Raw genomic sequence first — 20,313 nt, 5'->3', positions numbered from 1 at the left:
TCAGCCGAGCAGTCGCGCCAGGCCGATCCGTCGCCACAGCAGGGCGGACGCGAACGACAGCACGGTGATCGCCGCCGACACCGCCAGCAGGAGCGCCACCGCGGCCGGCCACCCCACGTCGGCCCGGACCAGCCGGTCGGCCACCACGTCCTCGAACAGGACGTGGACCACGTAGACCCCGAACGTCGCATCGACGAGGCGCGTCACCACGGGGCGGAACCGGTCCGGGAGCCGCACCCGGTGGAGCGAGAGCACAAAACCGCCGGTGAGCAGCGCGATGCCCAGACTCGCGTTCGGGATGACGTAGTGGATCTTGTGCTGGTACACGATCACGACGACCAGGCTCGCCGCGAAGAGCAGCAGCCAGGGCAGCCGGCGCCGGCCGAACGCCCCGGCGGGCACCGCCAGCAGCAGGGCGCCCAGCACCGCGTATATCACCTGGTACGCGGCGAAGCTCCAGCCGAAGCGCGGCACGTCCCAGTCGGTGACCCGGGCCACATCGCCGGCCAGCGTCGGGGCGGCCGCGATGACCAGGAGCACGGCCCCGACGCCCCAGGGGCGCTTGCCCGCCCGCACCATCGGGATCAGGGCCAACACCATGATCAGCGGGATGTAGGCGTAGAGGTACCAGAGGTGGTACGCGGGCCGGACGGAGGCGAACAGCGAGTCCAGTGCCAGGTCTCCGACCGGCCCGTCGTTGGTACCCCGCCACCGCCCCCACAGCAGATAGACGGCCGTCCACACCGCGAGCGGCACCAGGAGCCGGACCATCCGCTGCCACAGCCGGGCGGCGTCCTTGGGCGGGGCTCCGACCAGGACGGCCCAGCCCGCTATGGCGAAGAACGTCGGTACGGCGAAGCTGCCGAGGGAATCCGCGGTCAGGCCGATCCAGTAGGCGGGCGCGCCGCCGGAGGGCTTGCGGCCGGCGGCGTCCATGAACGTGGCGCCCGCGTGCGAGACGATCACGCCGACGGAGCAGAGCAGCCGGATCAGGTCGATGTCGTAGCGGTGCTCACGGGCGGGGCGGGCGGTCTCCGCGGACGTCTGCGCGGTCGTCTGCGCCGGGGCGGGCGCGGGGGGCGTGGTCGGCATGGTCCTCAGGGGGTGGGCGGGCGGGTGCTGGACGGTACGGGCGGGGGCGACGGTTCGGGCGGGGGCGACGGTTCGGGTGGGGGCACGGTCGTCACGCGCGGTCCCGGCGGGCGGCGTTCTCCCAGCGGGCAGTGCTCTCCCGGTCGGCAGCGCCCTCCCGGTCGGCAGCGGACCGGGGCGCGGGGAGCACGACTCCGGCACCGGATCCGCCGAACGGGTCGGGGAGGCCGGTGAGTTCGCGCAGCCGGGCGAGGTTGTCCCGGGTCACCGACCACAGCATCCGCTGCCGGTCGTGGACGTCGGACACCGCCGCCGGGTGGTCGGCCAGGACCGCGTGGGCCCGCTCCGCGAGCCGGGCGCCGAGGGCGCGTTCATGGACGGAGACACCCCAGTCGGGCCGGTCGATGTCGGCCAGGAAGTAGGCCAGTTTGGGGTGCGAGACCAGGCTGATGACGGGGGTGCCGCAGCCGAACGGGATCATCCCGGCGTGCCCGCGCATGCCGATCACCAGCCGGGTGCGCCGGTAGAGGTCGCGGATGGCGTCGTTGGAGAACAGGTAGAGCGGCTCCACGGGGAGGGTGAGGCCGTGCTCCCGGCGCAGATCGTCGACGAAGCGTTCGTCGGCGGGCATGTGCGCGGCGTACCGGACCTCCGCCGCGACGGAGACGGCCCGGATCGCCGCGGCCATCTCACCGAGGAAGTGCCCGTAGTCGTGGCCGAAGCGGAGCCCGGCCCGGTCGTACGCGCAGTTGATCAGCACGGTGTCCTCGCGCACCGCCGGTTCGGCGAGGCGGGGGTCGAGATGGCGGGCGACCGTGGTGGGACAGGGCTGGTAGCGGACCTTGTCACGGAGGGATGCGGGCAGCAGTTCCCTGACGCGGGCGACGGAGCCGTGGTTGCGCAGCCCGAAGAACGCGGACCGTTCGACCAGGGCCCGCAGGGAGGCCGCGAACCGCTCGCGGCGGTAGCGCTGGCCGTCGAAGACGTTGTAGCCGACGGCGAAGACCGCCAGGGGGGCGGTGATCCGGGCGAGCACGTCGTCGGGGATGTTCCACTGCCAGCCGCTGTTGCCGTTGGGCGCGGTGTCGGGGAGGAAGAGCCCGCCGCCGCCCACGATCACCGCCCGCCGGGCGTTGAGGCGTTCGAGGCCGGCTTCGTCGACCAGCAGGTGCGCGTGCTGCTGGTGCCAGCGGTCCGGTCCGGTGTCGGCGGTGAAGCAGCTGCGGACCGCCTCGGGCAGGACCTTGTCGCCCGCGTTCTCCTCGCCGTCGGCGAACAGGGCGACGTGGGCGAGCTGTTCACCGGGCGGCGCGGCCGTAGCGGCCCGGTCAGGGATGCCGCTCTCCGTCGTACGGGTGTACCAGGCACGGCAGTTGGCGTCTGTGGGGTCGGACTCCAGGCCGGCGAGCGCATAACCGCGGGCGTCCTCGGTGCGGCCCAGCAGCCAGGCCAGACGGGCGAGCTGGCCGAAGGCGCGCGGGGCGAAGTCCGGTGAGGCGGTCGCCAGCAGCAGGTGCGTCTCGGCCTCCTCGTACCGGGACAGCGCCATCAGGCAGACGCCGAGCGTCTCGTGGCAGCGCGGCAGGTCGGGGCGGCCCGCGACGGCCTCGCCCAGCAGGGCGACGGCCTCGTCGTGCCGGCCGCGCCCCCGGTGGATCTCGGCGATCTGCCGGACCAGGTCGATCGGCGGCCGGGCCCCGGCGGGGAAGGGAAGCGCGAGGTGCGGCAGCAGATCGGGGTGCTTGGGTCCTGGCAGGGCGAGGTAGGCGGCCCGGAACGCCTCGTCGTCCAGGTCGAAGCGGTCCCGCGCGGCGTGGGCGGGGGCGAGGCCGGTGCGGGCGGGGGCGGGGGCGAGGCCGGTGCGGGCGGGGGCGGGGGCGCCGGGGGCGGCGGCGAAGTTCAGGACGACGACCCCGTCGGGGACCGGCAGGTCGTCGTGGAGCCGCCGCGCCCGGAAGTCGGCCCGGGAGTCCAGGGGTACGAGGAGGCTCTCCGGGATGTCCTTCGGGGCGGCGTGGGGCACGGGGTGGTCGAGGTCCTGGCGCTGGATCACCAGCAGTCCGTCGTCGGGGATGCCGCCGCGCGGGTCCGGGACGCCGTCCGGCCCGGGGCACGGCACGGCGGCCACGCCCGTACGGAGCTTCAGCAGGGCGTCGAGCCGGCCGAGGACGACCATGGCGGGGGTGAGGGCGACCACGGTGTCGTATCCGTCGAGGCGGAACACGTCGTGGCGTCCGGCGGCCGGGCGCGGTATCAGCCGGGGGTGCAGCCGGCGGGCGGCGTCGAAGGCGGTGTCCGGCAGGCCGGGGTGCAGGACGACGACGTCCTCGCAGAGGGCCGGGTTGCTCAGCGCGAGGCTGCGCAGGAGGGCCTGGAGTCCGGGGAGTTCGTCCGTGCCGGCGACGTACACGGCGAAGGCGATCCTGCGCTTCCCGGTGACGGCACGACGGTCGTCGGCGGAGGCGGACCCGGCCACGGGGGTGGAGTCGTTCGTCGTCATCTCAGAGTGATCCTCACTGCGGCGTCGTCCGTGTTCCCGGTCCGCGCCTCGATCCACTCCCGCTCGCGCGGGGTCAGGGCCGCCGGTCCTTCGAACCCGATGAGGTCCACCCGGGCGGGGGTGCCCAGGAAGTCGAGCAGCCGCAGCACGGTATACGCGGTGCTCGCGGGCTCTTCGCGGCCGGCCTCCTCGCCGAGCAGCGCCGGATCGTGCAGCGGGCGGCGCAGCGACGCGTCGCCGATGCGGTCCTGCGCGCCGGGGACGAGCCGGCTGCGCAGGGCGAGCCGCCAGTGCGGGAGCGGGTCGCCGAAGACGAGCCGGGCGCCCGCCCGACGGTCCCAGCGGGGCCCCTTCCACGGAGTGTCGCCGCGCAGGGTGCAGATGTGCAGATCGGTGCGGGCGGTGGGTGCGGCATGGCGTACGGCGTCGCAGCGTACGACGAGGTCGTAGCCCTCGATCAGGCCGGCCGGCGGACCGCCGGGCCGCTGCTCCTGCTCCTGCTCCTGCTCCTGCTCCTGCTCGGCGGTGCGCGGTGTGTCGGCGACGATGCACACGGTCCGGCCCGCGACGAGCCGGCGCAGCCCGGGTACGCCGAGGGGTTCGGCCCCGCCGAGCAGCGGTTCGGCCATCGGGTCGCGGTCCGAGAGCCGGCGGTGCTCGGTGTAGAGCGCGGCGAGCCGGCGTACGGCCGGGTCGGCGGCTCCGAGTTCGGCGGTGCGGCGGCGGACGAGTGCGGTGAAGGCGGTGCGGGCCTCGGCGGCGGGCAGGTGGCGGGAGAGGCGGACGCCCCCGGCACCATCACCACTGCTGCCACTGCCACTGCCACTTTCACCGTCACCGTCACTGCTTGCGAACAGTGCCAACGCCTCGTCGATGCGGTCCCCGGCGGCGCGGAGGGTGGCGATCCGGCGTTCGACGTCGCGGGAGGCGGCGGCGTTCTGCTGGAGCGTGAGGTGATGTTCGTACGCCGTGATCGCCTCCTCGCCCCGGCCAAGCGCGTCCAGGGCGTTGCCGCGCAGCCGCCAGGCGCCCTTGGAGCGGGTGCGCAGGGCGGTCGCCTCGTCGGCGAGGGCGAGCGCGAGGCGGGCCTCGGCGTCGCCGCCGTTGTCCAGGGCCTGCTGTCCGGTCCGCAGCAGCGCATCGAACGCGTCGGCGCCCGGGGTGGAGCACGCGGTGGTCAGGGCGCCGATCGACGCGATGAGCCGGGTGCGGCGGGCGTCGGTGAGGGGGCCGGAGGCGGCGAGCGCGGCGAGGTGGTCGCCGCAGAGCCGCAGGGCGGCCAGGAGCGCCGGGTCCGGCCCGCCGCCGGCCCGCCGCGGGGCGGGCGTCCCCGGCCGTCCCGCTATCGCACGTACTGACGTGAGCAGCCCGGTGAGGGTCTGGCCCATGCTCGTTCCGCCGTTCTGTGAGTCGGGCGCCGGCCCCGGGTCAGAGGCCCAGGGTGCTGCGGGTGCGCCGTACGGTGCGGCGCAGCCGGACCGCCGCTCCCCGGGGGCCGCCGCCGGGCAGGGTGAGGCTCTGCAGGCGGCGGCGTTTGAAGTAGTGCTGGGTGGTGGGGTCGAGGTGCTCCCGCAGCCATTCCTCGGCGTCGGGGCGCAGCCCGGGGTGGAGCTTGGCCTGCATGCAGTAGCCGACGGCCCGTACCAGCGGGGCGAGGGTGTCCGGCGCGGTGCGCGGCAGGCGGGGGACGGTCCCGGCACCCTGTGCGTCCGGGCCGGGCACGTCCCCGGAGTCCCGCGCGTCCAGGTCGGGCACGAGGTGGTCGGTGATCGTCAGCGGGATGCGGTTGCTGTTCTCGTACGGGGTGATGCGGTCGAGGACCAGGCGGGTGCCGACGCGGGCGACGGGGATGCCGTAGTAGGCGGCGGCGGTGAACATCGCGGTGGAGAAGCAGCCGACGACCAGGGTGGGCGCGCACCGCTCGTACAGCGTCTCGGCGAGCAGCGGGCCGTCCAGGGTGGTGAGCCGTACGCCGGCCTCGGCGGCGGCCTCGTCCAGGGCGTGGGAGTAGCGGGCCGGAGCGGTGGGGTGGGGCTTGAAGAGGATGGAGGTGTGCCCGGCGCGGGCGGCTCCGCGCAGCATCCGGATGTGCAGGTCCTCTTCCTCCTCGGGGGTGAGGATGTTGAGGGCGGCGAGGTACTGGCCGAGCAGCATCGCGGTGGGGGCGGCCGCTTCGGCGGCGGCGAGGCCCTGGTCGCCCTCGGCCGCGGCGGCGATCTCGGAGAGGACGGCGCGGAAGGCGTCGTCGGGGACGAGTTCGGGTTCGACGCCGGCCTCGGCGAGGAGGAGCGGGCGCAGTCCGGTCACCAGGTCGAGGTGGAGGACGCGCCGGATGCGGCAGGCGATGGACTGGGGCAGCCGGTTGCGGGTGGGGCCGTAGCTCATCAGGCCGTCCGCGTAGACGTGCACGGCGCTCTCGGAGAAGATCGCGGCGAGCGCACGGGCCGGGTTGACCTGGATGGACTCGACGGCGAGGTCGACGGGGGCGTCGGGGGCGATGTCCCAGGCCAGGCGGAAGGCCCGCTGCCACAGGACGGTCTCCTCGGAGCGGGGGCCCCAGCCGCTGGGGTGGTGCGGGCTGATCGCCTCGTTCCAGTCGACGACGGCGTCGAAGCGGGCGGCGAGGGACCCGTAACCGCGCATCTCCTCCAGGCGCAGGGCGGTCTCGGGGACGGCCGCGTTGTTGGAGACCAGCAGGATGCGGTGGCTGTCGGTGGCCCGGCCGAACTGTCCGGCGTCGAGGGCTGCGGCGAGGGTGGCCGCCCCGTACAGGGTGGAGACCTGGAAGATCTGGGTGCGCGAGTGCATCGGTCAGGCGGCCTTCTGCTTGGTCGGCTTGGTCTGCTTGACCTGCTTGGTGCGCAGACGGCTGAGCAGCGTGCCGCGCTTGTCGTCGATCATCGTCAGGGTGCGGTCGAGCACGTCCTGCGGCATCCGGCCCAGCGCGGCGGTGGACTCGGCGCGCAACCGGCGGGCGGTGGCGGGCTCGTAGTCGTCGGCCTTCTCGTTGTGGAAGGCGATCATCGCGCAGTAGGTACGGACGGCCTTCGGCAGCAGGATGTCCGCGTCCCGGTCGGCACACAGTTCGTCGAGCAGGGTGTCGTAGGAGGCGAAGAAGTCGAGCTGACGGGCGTCCTTGATCTGGGTCAGGGAGGTGGTGACCCCGCGCCGGTAGAAGATGCCGTACAGCCCGAGCGCCGCGTAGGTGCGGGCGCGCAGATGGAGCTGCCAGATCCACAGCCGGTCCTCGGCGGTGCGCAGTTCGGTGGCGAAGCGCTGGGCGCCGTCCGCGAAGAGCCGCCGGTGGTAGATCCCGGCCCAGACGAACGGGTAGTCGACCATGGTCTCGCGCTCGGGCACCCCGATCCCGTCGCGCGGGTCGAGCACGGTGTCGCGGAGCGGCGCGGGCGCGCGCCGCACGACGCGGTTGGTGCCGGTGGACTGGACGTGGTCGGTGCGGGCGAAGTCGCAGTCGAGGTCTTGGGCGGCGCGCACCAGCCGGTCCAGATGGCCGGGGGCGTACCAGTCGTCGCCGTCGAGGAAGGTGAGGTAGTCGCCGTCGGCGGCGTCGATGCCGCTGTTGCGGGCGGCCGCGATGCCGGCGTTCGTACCGTGTCTGATCACCCGGGCGCGCGGCAGCCGCTCGGCCCAGTGGTCGACGATGTCCTGCGTGCCGTCGGTGGACGCGTCATCGACCAGCAGGAACTCGATGTCCGGGTCCGCGTTGCGGGCCAGGCTGCCCAGCGTGGTCGGGGCGTAGGCCGCGACATTGTGGAACGGTACGACAACGGACAGTTTCGGCACGCGTGCCCTCGCCTTCGATCATGGTCCCGACAACGTAGTGAGACTGCGGAAGGATCGGGTGACGCCTGCCACGACGGCGGGTGAACTCTGCGCGTCCGCCGGGTGACCGGGTACGGAGGGGCGGGTACGGAGGGATGGAGTGGGGGGCGGCCGCCCTCACCCCACCCCGTACCGCGCCTCGATGCCCGCGACGATCAGCAGTAGGCCGTCCTCGAAGCGTTCGTCGTAGCCGGTGAAGATCTCCGGCCCGGCGGCGGCCGCGAGGGGGAACTCCGCCATACGGTCCGCCCGTTCGCCGACGTCGAACCCCTCGCGCCGCTCGTCCGGCATGGGCTGGACGCCCTGTTCCTCGGTGACGAAGCCCATCGTGTACGCGAACGCGGTGGTGCCCGCGCGGACCGCCTGGCGCAGGGTGAAGCCCGCCTCGGTCATGGTCCGCAGATGGGCGTCCAGGCCGGGGGCGTGGTCGGTGCCGGTGAAGCGGGCGCCGCTGTAGACCTTCGCGCCGTCGCGGTAGCTCAGGAGCGCGGTGCGCAGGGCGGTGTTGTACGCGACGAGCTGGGCCTGCCAGGTGGCCGGGGCGGCGTCGGGGCCGGGGAGGCCGTCGGCCAGCATCCGGCGGTACATCAGCGTGGCCATCTCGTCGAGGAGGGCCTGCTTGTCCTTGAAGTGCCAGTAGAGGGCGGGCGCCTTGACGCCGAGCTCCCCGGCGATGGCCCGCAGGCTCAGGCCGTCGAGGCCCACTTCGTTCAGCAGCCGCAGGGCGGTGTCGGCGACGCGCGCCCGGTCGATCTTCGTCGTAGCCACCTTGACAACTTAACAGCGTTAAGCGCAGACTCCGAATCATGGAACTTAACAGCGTTAAGGAAAATGTCCTCGTGCCGGCCGAGGTGGACGTACTGATCGTCGGCGCCGGGCCCAGCGGCCTCGCGCTCGCCGTCGACCTGGCCCGCCGGGGCGTGCCCGCGCTGGTCGTCGAGAAGGCCGGCACCCTCTTCCCCGGGTCGCGCGGCAAGGGCGTCCAGCCCCGCACCCGGGAGGTGTTCGACGACCTCGGGGTGGGCGAGGCGGTGCGCGAGCACGGCGGCACGGCACCGGTCGGGATGACCTGGGCGGGCGGTGTGCGGCAGGGCCCGTACGACATGTTCCGCCGGGCGGCGCCCACCGACGCGGAGCCGTACGGGGAGCCTTGGCTGCTGCCCCAGTGGCGGACCCAGGAGATCCTGCTCGCCCGGCTGCGCGAACTCGGCGGCGACGTCGTCTTCTCCACCGCGCTGACCACGCTGTCCCAGGACGCCGACGGGGTCACCGCCGAGCTGACGACCGGGACGGTCCGGGCCTCCTGGCTGGTCGCGGCGGACGGCGGGCGCTCCACCGTGCGGCGGGCGCTCGGGGTGGGCATGACGGGCGGGAGCGTGGACCCGGCGCCGATGCTGGTCGCGGACGTGCGGATCGCGCCCACGGCCCTCGACCGGGACAACTGGCACATCTTCATGGGCGACGCGGGCCACACCACGCTGTGCCCGCTGCCCGGCACGGACGACTTCCAGCTGGTCGCCCAGTTCAAGGAGGGCGCACCCGACCTCGCGCCGGAGGCCGTACGCACCCTGGTCGCCGACCGCACCCACCTGGCAGCCGAGGACGTCACCGAGGTCCGGTGGTCCTCCGACTTCCGCCCGCGCGCCGCCCTCGCCGACCGCTTCCGGGCGGGCCGGGCGCTGCTCATGGGGGACGCGGCGCACATCCACTCCCCGGCGGGCGGCCAGGGCCTGAACACCAGCGTCCAGGACGCGTACAACCTGGGCTGGAAGCTCGGCCAGGTGCTGCTGCACGGCGCGCCCGAGGCACTGATCGACAGTTACGAGCAGGAGCGCCGCCCGGTCGCCGAGGCGATGCTGGGCCTGTCGACCCGGATCCACCAGGGCCGCCAGGAGCGCGGCCGGGACACCCAGCAACTCGGTCTCGGCTACCGGGGCGGCCCCCTCTCCACCGGCCGGGCGGGCGCGCTGGAGGCGGGCGACCGGGCGCCGGACGGGCCGGCCGGTGCGCACGGGCGGCTCTTCGACGTGTTCCGGGGGCCGCACTTCACGCTGCTGGCGCTGGGCACGGACGCCGGCACGGATGCCGGGCTTCCCGTGGCGGCGGACGCGTCGGTGCGTACGTACCGGGGGCCGGCCCCGGAGGCGTACGGCGCGGGGCTGTTCCTCGTCCGACCGGACGGCTACATCGGCTGGGCGGGCGAGGACCCGGCCGGGCTCGTCGCGTACGCCGAACCCCTGGGCCTTGACCTCACGTTTGCTTGAGGTCCTACGTTCGGCGGCATGAACTACTCACACGACGACGCAGGACTCGCACGCCAGCCGATCGGCTACTGGAGCTGGGCCGCGCACGAGGCGACGGTCACCCACATCCGCTCCGCGCTGGCCGAGCACGGACTCACCCAGCCTCCCTGGTGGGTACTCAACCAACTGGACGAGGCGGGCGATGAGGGGCGGGACCGGGCCGAGCTGGTCACCATGCTCAGCGGCTACCTCGACACCGGGGCCGAGGGCATGGAGGAGGCCGTCGAGAGCCTCCTCGAACGGGGGCTGATCACCGAGGACACGGGATCCCGGCTGCGGACGACCCCCGAGGGGCGGGCGCTGCGCGAGAAGGCGTACGCCAGGGTCACGCGGGCGAGCGCGGAGATCCACGAGGGCATCCCCGAGGCGGAGTTCGTCGCCGCGCTCAAGGTGCTCCAGCGGATGATCCACAACGTCGGAGGGAAGGCCTGGCACCACTGAGCGAGCCGTTCCGACACGATCGACGCCCCCGTACGGCCTGGGGCACATGCCAGAAGCATCACCCGTGCGGTCATATGACAGGGGCTCATGTTTCCGGCATCAAAACTCCCTGATTCTCCGGTCAGAGGGCATCTGCGGCAGCACGTGCGGCCTCTCGGTCCGCTACCAAGTGGACAAAAGCCCCCATAACCTGCCGTCAGACCTGCGGAACCGACCGCGGGTGGTCACTCGAGAACTCACGGACTCGACCTCACGGACTCAAGGAGAAGCCATGTTCCGACCCGGACGCGTCACCCCGCGCCTGTGGGCCGCCGCCGCCGTACTGACGATCACCGCGGGAACCACCGCACTGACCGCGCCCACGGCGGCGGCCGACGCCGACCAGTGTCCGTCCGGATCGTTCTGTGTCTGGGAACAGTCCAGCTACCGGGGCGACTTCCGGCACTACACCGCGTCGAACCCGAACGTCGGCGACTATATGAACGACCGCATGACCTCGTACTGGAACCGCACCGGCCGGACGGTCAGCGTCTACGAGCACTCCAACTACACCGGCTGCATGTTCTCGGTCGCGCCGGGCGGTTCCGAGGCGGCGGTGGCCTCGCACTTCAACGACAAGATGACCTCCCTCCGCGTCGGCAGCGGCTGCTGACGCGAAGTCCGCCGGCAGGGGCTGCCGACGCGAAGTCCCTCACACGCTGCTGAGCGAGAGCTTGGCCGCGAACCCGAGGAACAGCACACCGGCCGCAGAAGTGGCCCCCGCCGACAGCCGCTTACGGCGGCGGAAGGCGGCGGCCAGCCGGGTGCCGCCGAAGATCAGCACCGAGAGGTACGCGAAGCTGGCGAGCTGGAGCAGCGTGCCCAGCACCAGGAACGACAGCGCCGGGTAGGCGTAACCCGGATCGACGAACTGGACGAAGAAGGAGATCAGGAACAGGATCGCCTTCGGATTGATCAGGCTGACCACCAGCGCCCGGCGATAGGGCTTCTCCACGGGGCCCGTCACCCCGGAAGCCTCGGCCGTCCCGGCCGAATCGGCGGTCTCCATCAGCTCGGCGGTACGCCGGTGCCGCTCGCGCCACAGGGACACGGCCGCCCGCAGCATGCCGATGGCCATCCAGGTCAGATAGGCCGCGCCCGCGTACTTGACGATCGCGAAGAGCAGGGGCGTGGTCTGGAGCAGGGACGCGGCGCCGAGCGCGGCGAGCGTCATCAGGATGGCGTCCCCGGTCCAGACGCCCGCGGCTGCCGTATAGCCGGTGCGTACGCCGCGTCGGGCGGCGACGGAGAGCACGTACAGCGAGTTCGGCCCCGGCAGAAGAACGATCAGCGCCAGGCCGGCGAGATAAGTCGGAAGATCGGTGACACCCAGCATGGACGGAGTCTCGCACGTCCGTACGGGGGGCCGTCCAGGGGGTTTCACCAGGCGATATCGGCCCTCCGGCACCGCGCGGGAGAGGGCGGGCCGAGCGGGCCGGACCCGGCCATGATCCACCGGGCGCCCCCTCGGGGGGCTGGACGCGCGGCTTGCGTCCGGCGGAGGATTCGGGGACCGGGCCGGACGGGAATCCGTACAGGAGGCACGGGCGGGCGGTGAGCCAGGGGGGACCGAGCATGGCGGACAGGGCGGACACGAGCAGCGGTTGGTGGGACGGCCGGGAGACGAGAGGCACGGCCGGGGCGGGGGTGACGGAAGCGATACCGACCCCGGTTCCTGGGCGGGGACGGGTACGTCGAGTCTCCGCCGTTTCCCTCGTCGCGCTGGCCGCTCTCGCGACGGTGACGGCATGCGAGCCCGGGGCCGCCGAGGGGGCGCAGGACGCGCCGCCGCCGGTACGGGTCACGCAGGCCGCGGCGTCGCCGACCGCGAGCCCCTCCCCCACGGCCTCCGCCACCGACGACGCCAAACCGCCCACGACCCCGCCCCCGAGCCCGTCGGCGTCCACCGCCGCCCCGGCCCCGGCCCCGACGACCGCCCGGCCGACCCCCGAGCCGAGCACCGCACCGCCGCCGCGCGTCCTGATGCGGACCGGGTCCGAGGGCGGCCAGGTGCGGGAACTCCAGGCCCGGCTCCGCCAGATCGGCCACTTCGGGCGCAACCCCACCGGCTACTACGGCTCCGTCACCGCCGACGCCGTACGGTCCTTCCAGGCCAAACGGAGTCTGCCGGTCACCGGCAGCACCGACGCGGTGACCTGGCAGCGGCTGCTGGCCATGACCCGGGTGCCGACGGCGGCCGAGCTGGACCCGCCCACCGAGCGGCCGGTGGCCGCGCCGGACGAACGGTGCCTGAAGGGCCGGGTCCTGTGCATCAGCAAGAAGAGCCGGACCCTGGCGTGGATGATCGACGGCCGGGTCGTCTCCGCGATGGACGTGCGCTTCGGCTCGGAGTACACGCCGACCCGCGAGGGCGTGTTCCCGGTGTTCTGGAAGTCCCGGGACCATGTGTCGACGCTCTACGACACCCCGATGCCGTACGCCCTGTTCTTCAGCGGCGGCCAGGCGGTGCACTACTCCGCCGACTTCGCGGCCAACGGTTACGGCGGGGCCTCGCACGGCTGCGTCAATGTGCGGGACAAGAAGAAGGTCGCGGCGCTGTTCGACCAGGTGAAGAACGGCGACAAGGTCGTCGTCTACTGGTGAGGGGCGTCGTCCGCCGGTGAGAGTCGTCCGCCGGTGAGAAGAGAGGGCGCGGGCGGGACCGGGGGAACGTGTCCCGCCCGCGCCGATGCGCTGAGCCGAAGGTACGGGGGGAACCCCGGCTCGTTGCGCGGCCGATGACCAGTCGGCTCACTCTGTACTGCGCCCGGCCTCCGAAAAACGTCACACCTGGCCGTCCGGGCCGCGTTCCCGGCCCTGAAACCGCAGGTCAGCGCGTGAGTACGGAGGCAGCGCCGGAGCTCTTCGGAAGCGGCGGAATCCTGGCGCCCGTCCCGCCCGCGTCCGTCCCGCCGATGCCGGACCGGGCCTCCGGGGCCACGCCCGAGCGCGGTACGGGCTGGAAGGAGACGGGCGGCAGCGAGCCGCCGTCACCCGGCCCGTTCTGACCGCCGTCGTCGTCATCGTCGCCGTCCCCGCCGCCGGAACCACCGGAACCGCCGCTCCCGCCGTTCCCGCCGCCGCTGCCGCCGTTCCCGTCGAGGAGGCGGCCGCAGAAGCGCTCCAGGTTCTTCTCGCCCTTCGCGAGCTGGATCAGCTGGCGCCGGCTCCGGTCGTCCAGGGTGCCGGCGCGGAAGGCCTTGCAGGCCTTGACGGACTTCTCGTACCAATTCCCGGTGTCCGTGCCATCACCGGAGCCGCCGGATCCGCCGGGCCGTTCGTCCCGGCCGTCGCCGCCCCCGGTCGTCTCCTCCCGGCCGTCGCCGCCCGGCCGGTCCGGGTTGCCGGTGCGGTCCGCGTCGGGCTCCCGGCCGGTCTCGCCGGTCCGTGCGCCGTCGGGCTCATCGGGCCCGGCGGACTCCCGGTCCGCGGGCGAGAAGGACACCTCCGGCTCGTCGGGCGGGGACGGGTCGGCCGGGGACGAGGGGTCGTCGACGGGCCCGCTGGACATCAGCGGGCCGGGGGTCTCCGCAGCCGATACGGAGGTGGCGGGCGTGGGCGAGCCCTGCCCGCCGAAGGTCCCGGCGAACACGCCCGTACCGGCGGCGACCGCCACCCCGCCGAGCGCACAACCCGCGAGCGAGGCGGCCAGACCGAAGCGGACCGGCCGGCTCCAGCGCGGGCGGCGGGCCGGGGTGTCGGGGGCGGAGCCGATATGGACGGCGTGCAGCATGCCGGGCCGGCCCGGGACGGCGGCACCGGCGTCCCGGCCGGCGAGCCGGTCCACGCCCTTGCCGTGCCCGGCCTGCCGGAACGCGGCGAGAACCGCGTCCTCACCGGGGAGTTCACCTGCCGAGGGGCGCCGGCCCCCGCGGGCCGTGCCGAGCGCTTCGGCGAGCCGGAAGGCGTCGGTGCGGGCCTGGTCGCCGACGGGGACGACCGGTTCGCCGCGGAGCAGTCTCTCCGCCGCGTCCTTGTCAAGCCACTCGTAGTGCTCGTCGGCCATCACATGTCCTTCTGCGTCCACGGTCGCGAATGCGTCACACCGGGAGCGACCACGGCGGGCCCGGCCGGACCGCCCCGGCCGGGCCGCTGGGAAGGCACGGCGCCGAGCCCGGCGCCACCGCCCGCGTCCGGGGCGAACGCGCCGTCGGCCCGGGTCGCCGGAAGCTGCTCGTCGGCGCCGAGAAGTTCGGCCAGTCGCTTGAGACCGCGGTGGGCGGCGGTGCGTACGGCGCCGGGCCGCTTGCCCAGGGTCTGCGCCGCACTCTTCGCGTCGAGCCCGACGACCACCCGGAGCACGACGGCCTCGGCCTGGTCCTGCGGCAGCTGGGCGATGAGAGACATGGTGCGGTCGGTGTCGAGCGCCTCGATGGCGTCGCCCGCGGTGTCGGACTCGGCTGCGCGCGCGGTCAGCTCGGTCTCGTCGCCGCCGATCGCGGGACGGCGGCTGCGCATCCGCAGGTGGTCCAGCGAACGGTTGCGCGCGATCCGCGCGGCCCACCCCCGGAACCGGTCGGCGTCCCCGCTGAAGCGGTCGAGGTCACGCGCTATCTGCAGCCACGCCTCGGACGCCACGTCCTCGGCGTCCGGCTCCCCGACCAGCGTCCGTATGTAGCCCAACAACCGTGGCTGCACCGCGCGGTACACAGCACGGAAGGCGTCCTCGTCCCCGTCCTGTGCCGCGAGCACCGCGGCAGTCAGCTCCGCGTCGTCCCCCAGCACTCCCTCAACCCGCCCTGCCGTCCTCAATCGCAGCTGGTCAACTGCTGCGCAACCCTGCGCGAACCAGCACGCTACGTGCTCGGCGGGGGCCGCGTCCATGACTTGTACAACCCGCAACAATTCGTCGGCGGTCCTCCGGTGTGACAGAAAACGCAGTCATGGCGCTGAGATGAGTACGGGGTCGTGCTGCGACCCCGTGGAAGACGGCCGGGGCCTCTCCTGTGGGGGGTGGCGGCCCCGGTCGTCGCTCCTCTTCGCCCGCGCCCTGACGAGGGACGCCCTGGGCGCGGATGCTGCTCTGCGGAACCAACTGCGTGACCAACGCGACACGGATTCGTCCGCCGGTCGGCCGACCCTAGACTGCTTCGGGTGAATACCGCGTCTCCGTCGCCCTCCGTCTTCCGCCTGATCGTGACGGGAGGCGGCACCGGCGGCCACACCTACCCCGCTCTCACCGCGATCCGCACGTTGCAGGCGCGACTGGCGGCTTCCGGCCGCACCCTCGATGTCCTGTGGATCGGCACGGCAGAGGGCCTGGAAGCCCGAGTGACCACCGCGGAGGGAATCCCCTTCACCACCGTCGCCACGGGGAAGATCCGACGTTCCACGAATCCGCTGAAGATGGTGTCGCCGGCCAACGTCCGGGACATGGCGCGCGTGCCGATCGGGGTCGCTCAGGCGCGCAGCGCGGTCTCCGCCTTCCGGCCTGACGTCGTTCTCGCGACGGGCGGTTACGTCGCCGTGCCGACCGGGCTGGCCGCCAGGATGTGCCGGGTGCCGCTGGTCCTGCATGAGCAGACCGTCCGACTCGGCCTCGCCAACCGGAAGCTGGCCGGCTCCGCCGCGCGGATCGCCGTGTCCTCGGAGTCGACCGTGCCGCTTCTGCCGGAGAGCGTGCGGTCGGCGGCCGTGGTCACCGGCAACCCCGTACGACCCGAGGTCCTGACCGGCCACCCGGACAAGGCTGTGACGGCACTGGGCCTCCACACGTTCGACCGGCGTCTTCCGACGGTGTACGTCACCGGCGGCGCGCAGGGCTCGCAGCAGATCAACGACGTGGTCGGCGGCGAACTGCCGTGGCTGCTGGAGCGCGCCAACGTGGTGCACCAGTGCGGCCCGGCGCACCAAGAGGCTCTGTCCACGCGCGCCGCGGGGCTGCCCGCCTCCCTCGCCGCCCGGTATCACCTCGCCCCCTTTGTCGGACCGGAGCTGCCGGATGTTCTGGCCCTGGCCGATCTGGTGATCTCTCGCAGCGGCGCGGGAACGCTGGCCGAGCTGACCGCCCTGGGGAAGCCGGCCGTCTTCATCCCGCTCGCCTCGGCGGCCGGGAACGAGCAGGCCCACAATGCCCGTCATCTGAAGGAGTCCGGGGCGGCGGTCGCCCTCCTCGGCGACGTCACCGGCGGCCATCTTCGTCAGGCGGTCGGCCCGCTCCTCGACGATCCGGAGCGCCGGGCCACGATGGCTGCGGCGGCCAGGGCGCACGGTCGCCCGGACGCTGCGGAAAAGCTCGTGGACGTGATCCTTTCCGCAGCGTCCCAGTAACAGCGAGGCCCGCAGTGGGCTACGTGATCCGTCCACCGGTATGGAGGGCGGTGCCGGCTTCAATGAGCACAGCGCACTCGTGGAACGCAGCGTCGGCCTGGCCCATTGGGTCGGGCACGTCCCGGTCGCCAAGGTAGAGGCGCAGTTTGTTCTCGTTCTCCGGACCGCAGACGGCCCGGAGGGAGGCGAGGACGGAGGCGTCCATGGCGAGTACCGTGTCCGCCCAATCCAGCATGTCCAGGCTGATCTGCTGGGCGCGGTGGGCGGTGAGGTCGTAGCCCAGCCGCCGGGCAGCGTTGATCATGACGGAATGGGCCGGCTGGTCCTGCCACTTGCCGATCAGCCCGGCCGAGCGGACGGTCATACGTGGTCCGCCCCGTCGAGCGAGAGCAAGCCGGGCGAAGGGGCTGCGACAGTAGTTCCCCAGACACACGGTGAGCAGATTCGACATCATGCGCCGCCCGTGGCCTTGAGCGCGTGCCCGAGGGCGGTCACCACTCGACGGACATCTGCTTCGGTGAGGTGCTGGTGGAAGGGCAGGCTCAGGATTTCCCGGCTGACCCGTTCGGTGGCGGGCAGATCACGCGTCCAGCGTGCGAAGGCGGGCTGCAGGTGGTTGGGCGGGTAGTGAACGCCGACGCCGATGTTCCTGGCCCGGAGGTGGGCGAATACGTGGTCCCGATGCGGTACGCGGACCTGGCACAGGTGCGGCACCGTGTGGTCGAGGTCGACATCGACGAGCGTCACCCCCTCCAGCGTGCCCAGGGCATCGCAGTAGGTGCGCCACAAATGCCGCCGGGAGCGCACGGTGGCGTCGAAATGGTCGAGCTGCGCCAGCCCAATGGCGGCGTTGATGGACGAGAGCTGATACCGCAAGCCGAAGCCTTCCACCTGGTAGCCGGTGGTCTCGGCGCGCTCGCTCTGGGACGGCGTGACGCCCAGCATGCGGAGTCGGCGGACAGTGGCGGCCTCCTCAGGCGTACGGGGGATGACGGCCCCACCTTGGCCACAGGTCAGATTCTTGACCGGCCCGAAGGAGAAACACGTCAGGGCCGTGTCGTCAGCACCGACGTGATGGGGTCCACGGTAAGAGCCGAAGGCATGGGCGGCGTCCTCGATAACCACGATGCCCCGCTCCGCCAGATCCTCGCGAAGGGAACTGAGGTCAACGGCCCGGCCACCGAAGAGCACCGGCAGCACGGCGGCCGTGTCATCGGCAACTGCGTCCATGACGCGTTGCGGGGTGACGCACAACGTCGCCGGGTCTACATCGATGAACCGCGGGGCGGCTCCTACAGCCCGGATGGCCTGCACAGTGGCGCAGTACGTCATGGACGGCACGATCACCTCGTCGCCAAGGCCGATGCCTGTAGCAAGCAGGGCGCTGTGCAGGGCGGCGGTGCCGGAGCTGACGGCCACCGCGTCCGGCACTCCGAGTTGGGCAGCGATCCGAGTCTCGAATTCGGCGGTGAGGTCGGTATGTCCGTACTGGCCGGTCCCCAGGACTCGGGCGACAGCCGCCGCCTCCCGTCCGTAGAGGTATGGGGACGCGTTGCGCCGGGCGTCGGGGATGGTCAGGCTCATGTGGTTACCCCGTTCATGGCGATGCGCTTCAGGTCGGTCGTATCGCCGACGGCCAGCGTCTCGACGTAGTTGGTCAGGAACACCCCTGTCCGGTAGGTCAGTCGGTCATGGTCGACCGGGAGGCCGAACAGCCCGTTGACCATCTGGCCGACGAGATCGGCTCCGGCCGCCTCGGTCAGCGGGAAACCGCCGGCGATCCGGACGTTCAGCTCGGTGATGGTGACCTGCCCGTTTTCCTGGACGAAACCCTGTACGCAGCACAGACCCTCGGCGCGTACAGCGCATAGCGCGGCCAACACGAGATCAAGCACGGTGGTGTCGTGGAAGGTGGTGGAGACCGCGGCGAGCCCAGCCTTCACCAGGTCCCGGCGGCGCAGAATCGCCGACGCTCGTCCCGTGCGGTCCACCAGGCAGTCCGCCGTGAATTCGGTTCCGTACACCCGCTCCTGCACCAAGGCGTCAGGGACCACCTCGCTCAGCAGCAGGGCGTGCTCCTTCTTCTCGACGAAGTGGACGTGCTGGGCACCGTGGCCGCGCCGGGGCTTGACCACCAGCTGCGTGTTCTCGGGAACCCGGTCGAGGGTGTCGCCCCACCAAGATCGAGGGGTAGGCACTCCGTGCTCGGTGAGGACGCGATGAAAGGCCGCCTTGTCGATGCACGCGTGTACCGATGCGGGTTCGGGCAGCCACATGCGCACGCCGATCTCCTCCAGCCGAGAACTCATGCGCAGCAGCGGCGGAAGATCGTTCTCGATGGCGGGTACCACCGCGTGTACCGCCAGCGCCCGGCACAGCCCGGTCATGCGGGCCCGGTAGTCCTGGTCGTCAGCCGTCGGAATGACCTGGGGCACGACTTGCGGGAGAAGGAAGCCTGGGGCAAGAGGGTTGGCGTCGGCGGCGATGACCCGGTGGCCGAGACGGGTAAGGCTCCGGGCCAGTCCGAAGCCGGGGTTGGCCCCGGTGCCGGTGACCAGGATCCGGCGCGGTGCGATCTGGTCAGAGGGCATGGTCTTCCTCCAAAAATGCGGGCGCAGGGCGGGAGGCCGGCAAAGCGGTGCGCCAGAGACCACCGCCCGCGAGCGGGGCCCACCGGTCGGTGTTGCGGCGGTACCACTCGGCGGTTTCAGCCAGCCCAACCTCCAGGCGGTGAGCCGGCCGGTATCCGAGTTGGTTGCGGGCCTTGGAGCAGTCGATCGAGTAGCGGACGTCGTTCGACGGTCGGTCGGGGATGTACGTGACCGCGTCCCATGTCGCGCCGCAGATGCTCAGCAGATGGCCGGTCAGCTCCTTGCTGGACAGGTCAGTGCCTCCACCGAGGTTGTAGATCTCCCCCGGCTCCCCACCACGCAGCACCGCTTCGATCCCGGCACAGTTGTCCTCTACGTGCAACCAGTTGCGTACGTGCTGCCCCCGGTCGTGGAGAGTGACGGGCACTCCTCGCAACAGCCGGGTCACGAAGAGCGGGATGATCTTTTCCGGGTACTGGTAGGGCCCGTAGTTGTTGCTGCTGCGAGTTACACATAGCGGGAGCCCAAGTGTTTGGTGAGCACCCAGGGCAACCAGGTCGGCGGCCGCCTTCGACACCGCGTACGGGACCGAGGGGCGCAAGGGCGAATCCTCGGTCGCGGCCCCCTCCAGCAGCGGGCCGTAAACCTCGTCGGTCGAGACGTGGACGAACTTGTCGACGCCGTGGCGGTGTGCTGCGTCCACGAGCACCCGGGTGCCGAGAACATTCGTGGACAGGAACGCGTCGGCCGCGTCGTAGGAGCGGTCGACGTGGGACTCGGCCGCGAAATGCACCACTGCTGTGGGACCGGACGCCATCAGGCTGTCGACGACAGCCGCGTCCCGGATGTCACCGTGGACGAACCGTAGTTTGTCCGACAGGAACGCCATGCCCAGGTTCTCGATGTGACCGGCGTAGGTGAGGGCGTCAAGGACGGTCACACGGGCGACGTCCTCGGTCTGGATGATCCGCTTGACGAAGTGCGAGCCGATGAAGCCCGCACCTCCAGTGACGAGTACGTGTTTCATGCACGCCTCCCGGAAGAGTGGCGGCCCGGCACATCACGCAGAGAGCCGATGTCCGCGGGCCGTCGAGAGATGCCCGGAACCTCGCCGAGCTGCCTCCACGGTGGGCCGCACCCCCCGTTGGAGTCTGTATCCCCGATGTGGGCCCGCTCTGTGAATCAGGTCGCTACGGTGCCGTACAGACGTCAGAGTCGGGGGGTGTGCATGACG

General features: G+C 72.3%; 18 protein-coding genes. 5 read left to right on the top strand and 13 right to left on the bottom strand.

The window, feature by feature from the left end; translation table 11 throughout:
* The 6 genes from ACIQPT_RS23065 to ACIQPT_RS23040 all read right to left on the bottom strand — a co-directional run bounded on the left by ACIQPT_RS23065 (nucleotide 1) and on the right by ACIQPT_RS23040 (nucleotide 8,203).
* Nucleotides 1–1,092, bottom strand: a complete 1,092-nt coding sequence (locus ACIQPT_RS23065) for an acyltransferase (protein WP_401157963.1) — start codon at nucleotides 1,090–1,092, stop codon at nucleotides 1–3.
* A 91-nt stretch (nucleotides 1,093–1,183) separates the two neighbouring features.
* On the bottom strand, nucleotides 1,184–3,592 hold the full coding sequence (locus tag ACIQPT_RS23060; RefSeq protein ID WP_401157961.1) for a polysaccharide pyruvyl transferase family protein: 2,409 nt from the start codon (nucleotides 3,590–3,592) through the stop codon (nucleotides 1,184–1,186).
* Entirely contained in the window at nucleotides 3,589–4,980 is a 1,392-nt protein-coding gene (locus ACIQPT_RS23055) for a hypothetical protein (RefSeq protein WP_401157959.1), read from the bottom strand. The genes ACIQPT_RS23060 and ACIQPT_RS23055 overlap by 4 nt, the downstream gene beginning before the upstream one ends.
* 40 nt (nucleotides 4,981–5,020) lie before the next feature.
* The gene (locus ACIQPT_RS23050) at nucleotides 5,021–6,400 is read right to left on the bottom strand and encodes a polysialyltransferase family glycosyltransferase (RefSeq protein ID WP_401157957.1); all 1,380 of its coding nucleotides are present in this window, start codon (nucleotides 6,398–6,400) and stop codon (nucleotides 5,021–5,023) included.
* A gap of 3 nt (nucleotides 6,401–6,403) precedes the next feature.
* Nucleotides 6,404–7,396: a glycosyltransferase family 2 protein gene (locus ACIQPT_RS23045; RefSeq protein WP_401157956.1), complete on the bottom strand. Its 993-nt coding sequence runs from the start codon at nucleotides 7,394–7,396 to the stop codon at nucleotides 6,404–6,406.
* A 156-nt stretch (nucleotides 7,397–7,552) separates the two neighbouring features.
* Nucleotides 7,553–8,203 carry a TetR/AcrR family transcriptional regulator C-terminal domain-containing protein gene (locus tag ACIQPT_RS23040; RefSeq protein ID WP_401157954.1) on the bottom strand — a complete coding sequence of 217 codons (651 nt, stop codon included), beginning with the start codon at nucleotides 8,201–8,203 and terminating at the stop codon, nucleotides 7,553–7,555.
* A 38-nt stretch (nucleotides 8,204–8,241) separates the two neighbouring features.
* Here ACIQPT_RS23040 and ACIQPT_RS23035 point away from each other — a divergent pair, with 38 nt between their 5' ends.
* The 3 genes from ACIQPT_RS23035 (at nucleotide 8,242) to ACIQPT_RS23025 (ending at nucleotide 10,831) form a co-directional block, all read left to right on the top strand.
* Nucleotides 8,242–9,699 (top strand): FAD-dependent monooxygenase, encoded by a 1,458-nt coding sequence (locus tag ACIQPT_RS23035; RefSeq protein WP_401157953.1) that lies wholly within the window; start codon nucleotides 8,242–8,244, stop codon nucleotides 9,697–9,699.
* Nucleotides 9,700–9,717: 18 nt separating this feature from the next.
* Nucleotides 9,718–10,179, top strand: coding sequence for a MarR family winged helix-turn-helix transcriptional regulator (locus ACIQPT_RS23030; protein ID WP_401157952.1), 462 nt, complete (start codon nucleotides 9,718–9,720; stop codon nucleotides 10,177–10,179).
* Between the two features lie 271 nt (nucleotides 10,180–10,450).
* Nucleotides 10,451–10,831: a peptidase inhibitor family I36 protein gene (locus ACIQPT_RS23025; RefSeq protein WP_401157950.1), complete on the top strand. Its 381-nt coding sequence runs from the start codon at nucleotides 10,451–10,453 to the stop codon at nucleotides 10,829–10,831.
* A gap of 39 nt (nucleotides 10,832–10,870) precedes the next feature.
* Here the strand turns inward: ACIQPT_RS23025 and leuE are convergent, their stop codons facing one another.
* Nucleotides 10,871–11,554: a leucine efflux protein LeuE gene (leuE, locus tag ACIQPT_RS23020; protein WP_401157948.1), complete on the bottom strand. Its 684-nt coding sequence runs from the start codon at nucleotides 11,552–11,554 to the stop codon at nucleotides 10,871–10,873.
* Between the two features lie 386 nt (nucleotides 11,555–11,940).
* Between leuE and ACIQPT_RS23015 the strand changes: the two genes are divergently transcribed.
* The gene (locus ACIQPT_RS23015) at nucleotides 11,941–12,822 is read left to right on the top strand and encodes a peptidoglycan-binding protein (RefSeq protein WP_401158211.1); all 882 of its coding nucleotides are present in this window, start codon (nucleotides 11,941–11,943) and stop codon (nucleotides 12,820–12,822) included.
* Nucleotides 12,823–13,048: 226 nt separating this feature from the next.
* On the opposite strand, the gene ACIQPT_RS23010 is transcribed toward ACIQPT_RS23015, so the two are convergent.
* Together ACIQPT_RS23010 and ACIQPT_RS23005 are read right to left on the bottom strand one after the other, a co-directional pair.
* The gene (locus tag ACIQPT_RS23010; protein WP_401157947.1) at nucleotides 13,049–14,224 is read right to left on the bottom strand and encodes a hypothetical protein; all 1,176 of its coding nucleotides are present in this window, start codon (nucleotides 14,222–14,224) and stop codon (nucleotides 13,049–13,051) included.
* Nucleotides 14,224–14,943: an RNA polymerase sigma factor gene (locus ACIQPT_RS23005; RefSeq protein WP_401157945.1), complete on the bottom strand. Its 720-nt coding sequence runs from the start codon at nucleotides 14,941–14,943 to the stop codon at nucleotides 14,224–14,226. Before ACIQPT_RS23005 ends, ACIQPT_RS23010 begins: the two co-directional genes overlap by 1 nt.
* A 369-nt stretch (nucleotides 14,944–15,312) precedes the next feature.
* Here ACIQPT_RS23005 and ACIQPT_RS23000 point away from each other — a divergent pair, with 369 nt between their 5' ends.
* Complete coding sequence (locus ACIQPT_RS23000; protein WP_401157943.1) at nucleotides 15,313–16,488, top strand: UDP-N-acetylglucosamine--N-acetylmuramyl-(pentapeptide) pyrophosphoryl-undecaprenol N-acetylglucosamine transferase; 1,176 nt, start codon at nucleotides 15,313–15,315, stop codon at nucleotides 16,486–16,488.
* Nucleotides 16,489–16,507: 19 nt separating this feature from the next.
* Here the strand turns inward: ACIQPT_RS23000 and ACIQPT_RS22995 are convergent, their stop codons facing one another.
* Genes ACIQPT_RS22995 through ACIQPT_RS22980 form a run of 4 tightly spaced genes read right to left on the bottom strand, consistent with a single transcriptional unit; the run spans nucleotide 16,508 to nucleotide 20,106 of the window.
* Nucleotides 16,508–16,939, bottom strand: coding sequence for a low molecular weight phosphotyrosine protein phosphatase (locus tag ACIQPT_RS22995; protein WP_401157941.1), 432 nt, complete (start codon nucleotides 16,937–16,939; stop codon nucleotides 16,508–16,510).
* The gene (locus tag ACIQPT_RS22990; protein ID WP_401157939.1) at nucleotides 16,939–18,072 is read right to left on the bottom strand and encodes a DegT/DnrJ/EryC1/StrS family aminotransferase; all 1,134 of its coding nucleotides are present in this window, start codon (nucleotides 18,070–18,072) and stop codon (nucleotides 16,939–16,941) included. Before ACIQPT_RS22990 ends, ACIQPT_RS22995 begins: the two co-directional genes overlap by 1 nt.
* Nucleotides 18,069–19,079, bottom strand: a complete 1,011-nt coding sequence (locus ACIQPT_RS22985) for an ATP-grasp domain-containing protein (protein WP_401157938.1) — start codon at nucleotides 19,077–19,079, stop codon at nucleotides 18,069–18,071. The genes ACIQPT_RS22990 and ACIQPT_RS22985 overlap by 4 nt, the downstream gene beginning before the upstream one ends.
* Nucleotides 19,069–20,106 (bottom strand): dTDP-glucose 4,6-dehydratase, encoded by a 1,038-nt coding sequence (locus ACIQPT_RS22980; protein WP_401157936.1) that lies wholly within the window; start codon nucleotides 20,104–20,106, stop codon nucleotides 19,069–19,071. The genes ACIQPT_RS22985 and ACIQPT_RS22980 overlap by 11 nt, the downstream gene beginning before the upstream one ends.
* Nucleotides 20,107–20,313: the final 207 nt, after the last annotated feature.

The organism is Streptomyces sp. NPDC091289 (assembly GCF_044757365.1).
Lineage (GTDB): Bacteria > Actinomycetota > Actinomycetes > Streptomycetales > Streptomycetaceae > Streptomyces.
This window is presented reverse-complemented; position numbering and strand designations above follow the sequence as displayed.